Here is an 11,918-nt window from a genome sequence, read left to right as displayed (position 1 = left end):
ATGGCAACAATAGGCGATACTCATGAATGTACTAGATCGGTTTCGTAAACGGGGTTTTATCCACCAAAAAAGAGGCGACCTCAGACCTGCATTAACAGGATGAACAGTTTAATGCATCATTAAACCGCTAGACCCCATTTTCATCGATTGCGGTGTCTGACAGGACATGGGGTTTCGTAAACATTGTGTCTATTTCATCAAATTTTTGACTGAATCCTCCACTTCACTGATGATTTCCACCAAATACAGACGAAATACTGCCCGAAACAAAGCTAATTCATTAATGATAAACTGATATGAAAAGCAACAAAATTTGCGAAACCGACCTAATGAAAAGAATCCCCTACTAAGCAATATAGTAGAGGTATCATCATTGAAGCAATAACTGTCCGGTAAGTGATTTCACCTTAATGGCAATATCATCACAAACTTCTTGATATGCAGCCAAAATACTTCCTTCGGCTAGATTAGGGTTATTAATCTCCCAAAGAATAGTTTTAGTAGGCGGAAGCGCGGGAACTGTTTCTAAATGATCTGAATCCTGTAGATATACGATGATAGTAGCGCGTTCTAATTCATTCATCCCGGTTGGATGTCCATTTTTATCACGTATATTAATATTTACTTCTTTTAATGTTTGGTCGACAAGAGGGTTGGATTTCTTTTTCCCCCATCCTGCACTACGTATTTCCCATTGTGTTAGAGAAAGTTTGGAAGCCCATGCTTCAGCCATTAGGCTTTTCTCAGGCGAATTGGAAAGGAAGTAAAGAAGATTTTGTGCCATTGATAAAAATCCTTTCTGATTAGGTTCTACTTTCTTGATACCCTATACTACAATGAGATAAGCGTATATTTAATAGTTAATAATTAGTAAAATGGTATGAATGCTGTAAAATAGACAAAATAATAATAAGTCAAATTAGAAAAGTGTTAGCAGAATTAGCCATTGATATGTAGTGGTATTTCGATTTTAAAAGTGGTTTCCTCTATTTTGGAGGTACATGAAAGTGTTCCTCTGTGTTTTTGTACAATTTCCTTACAAACAAATAGACCTAGCCCTGTTCCTTTTTCTTTCGATGACATAAATGGATCGAATATTTTATTAATTTGAGAAGGAGGAATTTGTGGACCGTTATTTGAAATGTTTAATTTAATTGTTTTATTATTAGTGACTCCATTAATGGTGATTTGAGGATCTATTCGGTAATTTTGAAGAACATCTAATGCATTCAAAATTAGATTTAACAACACTTGGCGAAATTCTTCTTTAAATCCAAATAATACTAAATCATCTTTAATATTGACCACAATGTTAGCGTTAACCTCTAGAATCCGTGGGTAGAGGAACGAAACAAGCTCATTCAATAATTCTTTCATAGAAAAGTCTCCTCTTTCTTTCTCTACCACTCCTTTTTTTGACAATACTAGGAATTGGGAAATGCGTAAGGTTAACTGTTCTAACTCATCTGAAATGATATTAAGATAAGGTAGTTCAGTATAATCTGCTTTTAAAAGCTGTATAAATCCATGTACTGCTGTTAAAGGATTACGAAATTCGTGAACAAAAGATGAGGTTAATTGACCTAAAAGGGAAAGTTGCTCTTGATGTTGTTGATCAATGTACTGTTGCCTTTCTTGAAGGATTTCATTTTTTAAATATGCGTAGTGAGTCACAGCGTAATATGTGAAACGGTCAAAGAATTTACTGATATATTCAATGATTTGATGGAATACTTCCGCCTCTTCTTTCAGTGTAAATAAAGCTCGATAAATTTCGTTTCGACCTACGTTTATATTATGTACAACATCCCCAATATTCAAATTTTGCGTTATTCGTTCTTCTCCAACCTGCTTTGCAACGTCCTTAATGCCCTGTTCAAGCTCTTCATCTGAAAGAATGAATGATTGGATGAGAAGTTCAAAGAACTTTTTCCCATTGATGAAAATATTTTTTTCATAGGTAGGATTGGTGACCAAGATTTTTTTACTCCAATTTTCAAGAATCTGTTTGCGATTAGCTTCTAAAAAATGCAAAGTATTTGTAGGGGCTATGCTCATTTTCTCACCTCTTTCGTATATTATATCAATTTTTGTAGTATTTTGAAATTTTATTATGTTAAGCCGAAATAATAGCAGAAAATTTTATTTTGATTCAATATTTATCATCACTAGTTGTATTTAGCTGGATGTAAAATTATAACAATTTAATCAGAATGGACCTATAGGTGGTGAAACTATCTGAGTGAAAAAGTAGCGATAAATTATTGTTTGATTTAATTATAAATGGGCTAGGAAGTAGACACCATCATGAATGTTCCCAATAAATAAAAAAATTTGAAAAAGAGGTAAAATTGTGTAAAAATACACATATAGTGAATGAGGTGTTGTTATGACGAAAGACTTTGTAATTGATATGATTTCTGAGAACCTGCGATTAATTAGAGTTGAAGTAGGGTATACACAAGATAAAATGGCTAATGTAATCGGTTTATCAAAGAAAACTCTTGTTCAAATAGAAAAGGGACGTGTTAGAGCAAGTTGGACGATTGTTATTGCTGTATGTGCACTTTTTCGAGATAGTTCTATTGTGGTCACTCTTCTTGGTGGTGCTCCGTTAGAAACGGTAGAAACAATCGCAAGAGAAGATATTTCAATACGGAAAGAAAAGACATTAGGTGGAAGAGTATGGTGGAGAGAAGTTCAAAGGGAAAAAGAGTATATATTACAACAGAATATTATTAGTCAGCATTTTCGCATTATTGATGGTGAAAGCTTTCGCCTCCACAGTTCTTTTGATGAAGAATCCATTTTGATTCATTTTCAAGAACTCACTCAAAAGTCAAATTGAATATATCTTTTTGGAGATAAAATAGAGAGGTAGGTTAGGTGGAATATGAAACCATTCTTTTATTTATTATTCTTTTATCCAATTAGTTTGTTTGTTTTGGCACTTGTATTAAAATACATCATGAGAAAATTCAATTTTTCAAATGTCATTATTTTATCATCCATCTTTATTATATCAAATTTGTTAATCTATTATCTTATTAAAAGTGGTGCACACCCCATCAAATATCTACAAGAGGGGCTTTACCTTTTTACTGGTTTACGATTGCGGCAATGGTTAAGAATTCTTTTCATTCCTAATTTTTTTACAATAATGTATATTGCGGTCCTATGGATAGGCTTTCGAATCCCCAAATTACTTAGAGAAAACGAATATAAAGAGAGGAGGACGATAATATGATGTCCTTCTATTTTTTTTGAATAGAAAAAGTTGATTTCTCACTTATTATCTTATTCCAACTTTTTTCTTCACTCGATTAAATATGTTGATCGCCAATAATTGCACCTTCCGCATTTTAAGGTGTCAAGCCCAAAGCTTTATTGGCTCGAAGGCAATAGCCGATAAAGCTTTGGGCATTTTTTATTACTACACTATTAGGACTGGAACAGGAGATTCATGAGCAATTTTTTCACTTACATAGCCAAGTAGCCAGTTTTTCACCCCTTTTTTTGAGCTGTTTCCAATGATTATTAGGTCGATACTATTTTCGATAGAATATTCACAAAGACTTTCTGTTATTGAACCTGTTAATATTTCGAACTGGCTAGAAACATTTTTGATTTCCAGTAATTCTTTTGATTTTGAGAAAGCACTATCAACAGAATCATCAAACAAAATATGAGTATTCTGCTTTTTAAGGTCATAGGTTTTTGGGAGATTGGAGGCATCCAAAGATCCAATACCTGAGGGTGGCCTGGAAGGATTCCCATCAGTATCAATAGTTTCTATAGATGATCGGGATTTATCTACGCTATGACTTACAACATGAGCGAGGGTGATTTTTGTGGTTGGATCTTTTTGGTGAAAGAGATGGCTGCTTCTAAGACTTTCGTGCACTCTTGAGACTCGTTAACTCCAACTAAGATGTATTTATCCATGCGTATTCCTTTTGAATCATAAAAATTTGGAAATTTAGTGTTTATTACCCAAAAATAGAAGGAGTTAACCTGCCCCATAAATTTTTAAAAAAACCCTAATAAAGAACAATCTATAATCGAATGTTGTAGTAAATCAATGCTGTTTTGGTAAGGTTTGTTGCTTTTCGTACCAATCTATAAATTATGATATAGCTTTGTTCTGAGAGATCTTATCGTCTGTATTTGAAGGGAATAAACAACAAATAGGAGGATTTCATTTACAATTAGATGAAATAGCAACAATGTACACCCAAAAAACTAAATCAAAAATTGGGGTGAGAAAATTGTTACAGTATCCAGATCATTTAAACCCAACTATTAGAAAATGCCTACAACATTTAGATGTGTTAGATGTAGATCAAGAAGTGAAACAAATCGTTTATATGTATTTGAAGAAGCTAGAGGACAATGAAAAAAGGAATTATCCAAGTGAAAATTAAAATGAAGAAAAAAGTGAATAAAACAATTCGAATATAATTTCATAAATGTAGTTAAACCTAATAATTTTGCCAATGGATTATCTGTGTGATATTTCTAAATGATAGTTATCGAGAATTTTTACTATGAAACTAACTATTGGTAAAGAGTTGTGGAAATTGGAATAACTTTGGATACATTTCGAAGGGCCTATAATATAAAATCATTTCTGACATAGGTTCAGATCTTGATTATTAAACTATATAGTTTGAATTTAAGTTTTCTTTTTGATGAAGCTTTCATATAAAATTGACCTTTTAATCTCCTCGCTAACATAGAACAACCAAGTGAAGAAATAACAACAAACGCCTCCTGGTGTAAAGGGGGCGTTTGTTGTTATTTCTAAATATAAGCACATTTAACATTAAATGTATTTTGGGTGTTAGATTAGTGAAAGAATTGCTCCAATCACAACTATTGCACCAATAACCATTAGAATTGTTCTAACCAAAATGCTCACCTCTCTCTTCCTGCATTAACCAATTATTTATCTTTCCAAGAGAAGATATTTTCTTCTAACCGATTAATATATAAATACCCAATAAGAAAGGAATTAAACCCACTCAATCTTAATAATTTTCTTGAAATGTTTGCTCGGTGTATTTAATGTTACTGAATTTGGATTAATAATAAAAAGAAAGAAGGTTTTTCTAGAAAAATGTAGAATAAAAGAATAAGTGGAAAAACTAGGGAAATAAAGTGTGTTTGAAATCTTATATCCTTGGGAATCACGAGATATTGAAACTTAATCAAGGAATAGATTGAAATAACTGAATTTTCTTTTTGTGTAAATAATCTAAAAAGGAGTTCGTATATGCATAAATTTATAGGAATTTTCAGAAATACCGCATTTCTGAAGTTGTTTTTAGCAAACTTAACCTCTCAAATTGGGAGTGTTATTGGTTTAACTGCGTTTACGTTTTATTTACTCGATCGATTTTCAAGTCAACCGCTGTATGCAACGATTACAGAGCTAATGTTTTCGCTTCCAACCTTATTCATCTTTTTTCTTGTTGGTGTAGTTGCTGATCGAATGAATCGACAAAGGGTTGCTTATTACTGTGATATCATCAGTGTAATTTTATCGATTTTTCTCCTTGGGGCACTTTATCTTGGTTGGATGCCACTTATGTTTGCAATCCTTTTCTTCCGCAGTGGAGTTCAAAAGTTCTTCTTTCCAGCAGAACAAGGGTTGATTCAAGGAACGTTACCGAAAGAGGATTACGGAACCGCTGCGGGATTAAATCAAATGGTTGGTAGTATGTTTAATTTATTTGGCACTGGAATGGGTGTGTTGATTTATTGGTTAGTGGGCATTTACGGAGCTATTATTGTGGATGCTTTGTCTTTTTTTGTATCCGCTCTATTTATTAAAGCGGGAGTGTTTTCTGAAAAAGCGAAAATTCCCAACGGGCAACATTCTTGGAAGGATTTGAAAATTGGCATAATTTTAAAAGATTTTAAGGACGGATTTCAATACATTATCCATTATAAACTGTTACTGGCTCTACTCGGAGGGTTTATTGTTTTGGGGATAGTTAATGGTGGCTTTACTGTGATGCCAATATATATCCTTAAATATAAATTAGTTCCGTCTACATATGAAGAGATGTCCATTATTCTAGGGATTGTGATTGGATCTGGGATGTTAATTGGAAGCTTTTTAGCATCTATAATAGTGCAAAAATTCAAGTTTTATCAACTGGCGGTATTTGGATTAGCGGTCACAGGAGGATCTATCATTGCCTCTTCAATCGTAGAGTCAGTTTGGTTATTTCTCTGTCTCATGTTTGTCTTAGCTTTGGCAATTCCCTTTATTAATGTTGCGATTGGAGGATGGTTACCAGGGATCATCGATCCAAAAATGATGGGACGGGTTCAAGGGTGGATAAGCCCATTTATGATGTTCTCTCAGTCCATAACATTAGGTTTCATTGCGATTGGATATCCAAAGTTTGTGTCCATTGAAACACTTTATTGGATTGTAGGAACTTGTTTATTGCTCGTATCATTCTTTTACTGGATGGTGTTACCTCGATTGAGTGAGCAACAACAAACTGTAAAAGAATCAACAATTATATCTTCTAGTGTCTAAAAAAGGCCCTTAATAAGGGGCTTTTATTTTTTGTTTAGCTTGCTTTCACACCAGTAGATATTCCTTTAGATAGATAGGCTGAAGGTCATATTCTCGTCTATTCTTGATCAAAATCAATACCAAAATCGAGGACAGTATGGATGTTTAAATGCAATTACAACAATGCAGAGGAAAAGATGACCCGAAACAGAGCTTATCACCGTTTATAAACGGGTTCGAAAAGCAAAAAGGATTGCGAAAATAGTCTTGTTAAACGAGTCCTCTTTCCATTGGATGGAATTTTTGGAGCGGTTAGTTGTATGAGCGGTTGCAGAACAAATGAGTGGAAATGAATGGACACTAGTACAAATCATCATAATTATTCTATTAACGCAAAGCCTTTTTAGCTATTTAGATGCAAGAAAAAAAGACACAGTTATTTGTTTTAGGGAAATTAGGTTTGATTCAGTTTCCACTCCCACATTCTTTTATATGTTTTTGCCCGATACCTTGATAGGGATATTTGGAAAACAATATTTTAAAGGGAGATGAAGACATGATTATTGTCACTACAGAAACTGTACAAGGTAAACAAACGGTTGAATTAAAAGGAATTGTTAGAGGGAGTACAGTTCAAGCAAAGCATATTGGCAAGGACATAATCGCATCGTTTAAACGATTGTAGGAGGAGAAATAAGTGAATATAGTGAATTGATGGAAGAGACGAGAACAAATGCTGTTGAGAGAATGTCAGCAGAAGCAGAGAAACTAGAGCCAATGCAATTGTCACTACAAGATTTGAAACGTCAGTAATAATGCAAAATGCTTCAGAGATTATTGCATATGGAACGGCTATTATCCTTGAATAATGAGGGCTAAAGTGTATACTATGTTTTAAATTTTCAAAAAATGTTTGACAGTGTTTTCCTATGGTGGTAATCTATAGAAAGATTTTAGACAGAGAAGGAGGATTTCGTGATGAAAAAACCAGTTAATGGAACGTTCAAAGTCATACAATTGAATAGTTATGAAATCTGTTCTCGTATAACCTAAACTTTTCTTGCTAATTCTGATATAACGGCTTATATACATGTGCACAGATTTCTATAGAAATCTGTGCTTATTTTTTGACATGCTGTCATGCACAGCGTGTCTTTTTTAGTGTAGTAGAAAGTATGAATATTGACTTTACGTAGGTTTAGGAATCGATCAATTAATGCTTTTTTAATAAGGTTAGAGAGTGAAAATTTTATTTGGTTTTGTTTCTAGCTCTAGAAGTATGATGAATCTCTCATGGAGATTTCAGGTAAGCCTGTTTCTCATAGATAAAACTAAATTGGAGGAGATTAGGGTGAATAACGTATTTAAGAAAGTGATGATAATTGCACTGGATATAGAGGATGGCTAGCCAAATGAATTAATGGATATGAAAAAAGGGGATGACAGCATATGTTTAGCATATTTTCGAAATTATCTTGGTTTTTTAAAGAACAATGGAAGCGGTATAGTGTAGCCATAATTCTATTAATCATCGTTGGGATTTTAGAAGTTCTTCCTCCACGCATTATCGGGATGGCGATTGATAATATTTATATCGGAACATTAACAACTAGTAAGTTATGGGACTATATAGTTTGGATCGGCGTTATTACCATAATGGCTTATGCCATTACTTATGTTTGGATGTATCAGTTATTCGGTGGATCTCACTTAATCGAGAAGAAAATTCGTTCTCAATTTATGGGGCATTTATTGAAGATGACTCCAACATTTTTTGAAAGAAATCGGACAGGTGACTTGATGGCAAGAGCCACAAATGACCTGCAGGCGATTTCAATTACTGCAGGTTTTGGTGTCTTAACATTAATCGATTCAACCATCTACATGATTACGATCTTACTCACAATGATTATTTTTGTAAGTTGGAAGTTAACCTTAGCAGCAGTTTTACCTTTGCCAATTATGGCTTTTTTAATGAAAATTTATGGAGGGAAAATTCATAAAAGATTTACAAGTGCACAAGACGCTTTTGGTGAATTAAATGATCGCGTGCTTGAATCTGTCGCTGGAGTTCGAGTGATTCGGGCTTATGTCCAAGAACGAGAGGATGAACAGCTTTTTTCCAATATGACGGAGGACGTTTATCGAAAAAACGTTGAAGTTGCGAAAATCGATTCATTATTTGAACCGACAATCAAAGTATTAGTTGGTATGAGTTACTTAATCGGACTAGGGTACGGTGCGCATCTTGTGTTTCACCAAACGATTACACTGGGGGAATTGGTCTCATTTAATGTTTATCTAGGGATGCTCATTTGGCCAATGTTTGCTCTAGGTGAACTAATCAATGTTATGCAACGAGGGAATGCCTCTTTAGATCGTGTTCAAGATACATTGGCTTATGAAGAAGACGTGAAAAATCCTACAAAACCTATTTATGTAGAAGAACCAACTTCAATTAAGTATGATGATGTTTCGTTTCAATATCCTTCTTCTGCTTTACAGAATCTCTCTAATGTGAAGGTGACCTTACAAAAAGGTCAGACATTAGGAGTTGTCGGGAAAACAGGAAGTGGAAAAACGACATTTGTGAAACAAATGTTAAGAGAATATCCTTCTGGTGAAGGGAATATCACCATTTCTGATGTACCGATTCATTGGCAATTGAAAGAAATTACGCGTAACTGGATTGGTTATGTCCCGCAAGATCACGTCCTATTTTCTCGTTCGATTAGGGAGAATATCTTATTTGGGTCAGAAGGAAAGACAGAAGAACAATTACAACAGGCAATTGACATAGCAGCCTTTCGACAGGATTTGGAACGTCTTCCGGAAAGACTAGATACTTTAGTTGGAGAAAAAGGAGTAGCGTTGTCTGGTGGACAAAAGCAACGGATTTCGATTGCGCGAGCTCTTGTGAAAGATCCAGAAGTTCTTATTTTGGATGATTCTCTTTCTGCAGTTGATGCTAAAACGGAGGCGAGAATTATTGAAAACATACGAAAAGAGCGAGATGGAAAAACGACTATTATCACAACACACCGCTTGTCTGCTGTTCAACATGCGGACTGGATTCTTGTATTTGACGGAGGTCGCGTGATAGAAGAAGGTTCCCATGAACAACTGCTGAACGAGAATGGTTGGTATAAAGAGCAATGGACCAGACAACAAATAGAGGAAACGACGATTGAGGGGGTGTCTCGATGAACGTTGGAAAGAGACTATATCGATACGCTCTAGTCTACAAAAAACCTATTCTGTTAGCGTTAATCATGTTAACGATTTCCGTAGCTGCAGAGTTAACGGGGCCGTTTATTGCTAAAAAGATGATAGATGACCACATTTTAGGGATTGAAGGATCATGGTATGAAACCACTGAGGGAACAGATGCGGTGTCCTATCAAAATAGGTGGTATAAACGAGAAGAATATTTAACCGAACAGGATCCTAAGGGGAAACAGATTCGTGTTTTACAGTCAGGAATAAACTTTTTCTTTATTGAAGAGGAAGTAGAATTAGATGGGAAAAGAAGCTATGAAAATAATGTTCTAACGATTGAAAAAGGAAATCGAGTTGAAAGGTATCCAGCCAACAAACTTACAAAAGATGAACTATTAGCATTTTATGAACCGGAAATATCACGGATTATCCAGTTGATTCTGTTCTATTTTGGTTTATTGGTCTTTGCCTCGATCTTTCAATATGGGCAAAGTTTCTATCTGAAAACAGCCTCTAACCGGATTATACAAAAAATGCGAAATGATATATTTCAGCATATCCAAAGTTTGCCGATTCGCTATTTTGACAATTTACCAGCAGGGAAAGTAGTCGCTCGAATTACGAATGATACGGAAGCTATTCGTGAACTTTATGTTACAGTATTGTCAACGTTCTTTACTAGTACTATATACATTAGTGGAATTTATGTCGCGCTTTTCATTTTGAATCCAACCTTAGCGGCAATGTGTTTAGTATTAATTCCGATTTTGTATATTTGGATTCTATTCTATCGAAGATACGCATCTTCTTATAACCAAATTATTCGTTCTAAAGTTAGTGAAATTAACGCAATGGTCAATGAATCAATACAAGGTATGACCATTATCCAAGCTTTCCGTCGCGAGGAAAAAACAGCTACTGAATTTGAAAAACTGAATGAAACGCATTTTAAATACAAAAATAAACTTCTCAGTTTAAATTCATTAACATCTCATAATTTAGTAAGTGTGTTAAGAAATATCACTTTTGTCGCCTTTATCTGGTATTTCGGGGGCGGATCTATTGGAACGGGTAGCTTTGTTACTCTCGGGGTACTATATGCCTTTGTCGATTACATTAATCGATTGTTTCAACCAGTTACAGGTATTGTGAACCAACTGGCCAATTTAGAGCAAGCACTAGTAGCAGGAGAGCGTGTGTTTAGTTTACTGGATGAAAAAGGAATTGAAGTGAGTGATACGTCGATTCCTCGATATGATGGTAATGTAACGTTCGAGCATGTTTCGTTTGGCTACAAGCCTGATCACTTCGTCTTAAAAGATATTCATTTCGAAGCGAAAAGGGGAGAAACAGTTGCGCTAGTTGGGCATACGGGGTCTGGGAAAAGTTCCATAATGAATTTATTGTTTCGTTTTTATGATCCTAATGAAGGTAGAATTCTAATAGATGGATTGGATATCACAAGTGTGGATCACCAAACGATTAGGGAGCACATGGGAATCGTCTTACAAGATCCTTATTTGTTCACAGGAACCATAGCCACTAATGTTACTTTAAATTCGCCGGACATTTCATTTAAGAAAATGGAAAAAGCACTAAAGGATGTCGGTGCTCAACATGTGCTGAATAATTTAGAAAATGGATATGATACAAAGGTTGTAGAGAAGGGAAGCACGCTTTCTTCGGGTCAGCGACAACTAATTTCCTTTGCGAGAGCCCTTGCATTTGACCCGTCCATTTTGATACTAGATGAAGCGACATCTAGTATCGATACTGAAACAGAGGCCATTATTCAAGAGGCGATGGAAGTATTAAAAAAAGGTAGAACTACTTTTATTATTGCTCACCGATTGTCGACAATTAAAAACGCTGATCAAATCATTGTATTAGATCAAGGGGAAATAATCGAAAAAGGAAACCATGATGAACTAATGATCCAAAAAGGTCGCTACTATCAAATGTACGAATTACAACAAGGAAAAGAAATGAAAAGTAGTATGTCTTGAGCTGTTTCACTTCACCCTTAAATTTGTAAAATCATAGCAAGGATTGTTGCTAATTGCATTGGTCTGTACATCGCGATAAACTAGGGTTCCGGACATCTTGTCGATTCATCAAACATGTAGTTACTGATGAAAATAATTAAAGACATCAATTTAACGAA

Annotated in this window: 8 protein-coding genes and 1 pseudogene; 6 read left to right on the top strand and 3 right to left on the bottom strand. The window is 34.7% G+C overall.

Annotated features, from left to right (window positions below; genetic code table 11):
* Nucleotides 1-370 precede the first annotated feature (370 nt).
* Nucleotides 371-784: a low molecular weight phosphatase family protein gene (locus tag U8D43_RS15370; RefSeq protein ID WP_335872067.1), complete on the bottom strand. Its 414-nt coding sequence runs from the start codon at nucleotides 782-784 to the stop codon at nucleotides 371-373.
* Nucleotides 785-939: 155 nt separating this feature from the next.
* Nucleotides 940-2,058: a histidine kinase N-terminal domain-containing protein gene (locus U8D43_RS15365; RefSeq protein ID WP_335872066.1), complete on the bottom strand. Its 1,119-nt coding sequence runs from the start codon at nucleotides 2,056-2,058 to the stop codon at nucleotides 940-942.
* A gap of 331 nt (nucleotides 2,059-2,389) precedes the next feature.
* Here U8D43_RS15365 and U8D43_RS15360 point away from each other — a divergent pair, with 331 nt between their 5' ends.
* Nucleotides 2,390-2,848, top strand: coding sequence for a helix-turn-helix transcriptional regulator (locus U8D43_RS15360; protein ID WP_335872065.1), 459 nt, complete (start codon nucleotides 2,390-2,392; stop codon nucleotides 2,846-2,848).
* A gap of 585 nt (nucleotides 2,849-3,433) precedes the next feature.
* Here the strand turns inward: U8D43_RS15360 and U8D43_RS15355 are convergent.
* Nucleotides 3,434-3,904: a universal stress protein gene (locus U8D43_RS15355; RefSeq protein ID WP_335872064.1), complete on the bottom strand. Its 471-nt coding sequence runs from the start codon at nucleotides 3,902-3,904 to the stop codon at nucleotides 3,434-3,436.
* A 364-nt stretch (nucleotides 3,905-4,268) separates the two neighbouring features.
* Here U8D43_RS15355 and U8D43_RS15350 point away from each other — a divergent pair, with 364 nt between their 5' ends.
* The 5 genes and pseudogenes from U8D43_RS15350 to U8D43_RS15330 all read left to right on the top strand — a co-directional run bounded on the left by U8D43_RS15350 (nucleotide 4,269) and on the right by U8D43_RS15330 (nucleotide 11,760).
* A complete protein-coding gene (locus U8D43_RS15350) occupies nucleotides 4,269-4,424 on the top strand; it encodes a hypothetical protein (RefSeq protein ID WP_335872063.1) in 156 nt (51 codons plus the stop codon).
* Between the two features lie 851 nt (nucleotides 4,425-5,275).
* Complete coding sequence (locus tag U8D43_RS15345) at nucleotides 5,276-6,556, top strand: MFS transporter (RefSeq protein WP_335872062.1); 1,281 nt, start codon at nucleotides 5,276-5,278, stop codon at nucleotides 6,554-6,556.
* A 535-nt stretch (nucleotides 6,557-7,091) separates the two neighbouring features.
* Nucleotides 7,092-7,404 (top strand): annotated as a pseudogene (locus U8D43_RS15340) (YbjQ family protein).
* 580 nt (nucleotides 7,405-7,984) lie between these two features.
* Nucleotides 7,985-9,742 carry an ABC transporter ATP-binding protein gene (locus U8D43_RS15335; protein ID WP_335872061.1) on the top strand — a complete coding sequence of 586 codons (1,758 nt, stop codon included), beginning with the start codon at nucleotides 7,985-7,987 and terminating at the stop codon, nucleotides 9,740-9,742.
* Complete coding sequence (locus U8D43_RS15330) at nucleotides 9,739-11,760, top strand: ABC transporter ATP-binding protein (RefSeq protein WP_335872060.1); 2,022 nt, start codon at nucleotides 9,739-9,741, stop codon at nucleotides 11,758-11,760. Before U8D43_RS15335 ends, U8D43_RS15330 begins: the two co-directional genes overlap by 4 nt.
* Nucleotides 11,761-11,918: the final 158 nt, after the last annotated feature.

Origin of the sequence: Bacillus sp. 2205SS5-2 (assembly GCF_037024155.1) — a bacterium.
GTDB lineage: Bacteria > Bacillota > Bacilli > Bacillales > Bacillaceae_K > Bacillus_CI.
This window is presented reverse-complemented; position numbering and strand designations above follow the sequence as displayed.

Bases quoted from the DNA above. Each gene is read 5' to 3' on its own strand.
- U8D43_RS15370 (WP_335872067.1), bottom strand. From the start codon at position 784: ATGGCACAAAATCTTCTTTACTTCCTTTCCAATTCGCCTGAGAAAAGC.
- U8D43_RS15365 (WP_335872066.1), bottom strand. From the start codon at position 2,058: ATGAGCATAGCCCCTACAAATACTTTGCATTTTTTAGAAGCTAATCGC.
- U8D43_RS15360 (WP_335872065.1), top strand. From the start codon at position 2,390: ATGACGAAAGACTTTGTAATTGATATGATTTCTGAGAACCTGCGATTA.
- U8D43_RS15345 (WP_335872062.1), top strand. From the start codon at position 5,276: ATGCATAAATTTATAGGAATTTTCAGAAATACCGCATTTCTGAAGTTG.
- U8D43_RS15335 (WP_335872061.1), top strand. From the start codon at position 7,985: ATGTTTAGCATATTTTCGAAATTATCTTGGTTTTTTAAAGAACAATGG.
- U8D43_RS15330 (WP_335872060.1), top strand. From the start codon at position 9,739: ATGAACGTTGGAAAGAGACTATATCGATACGCTCTAGTCTACAAAAAA.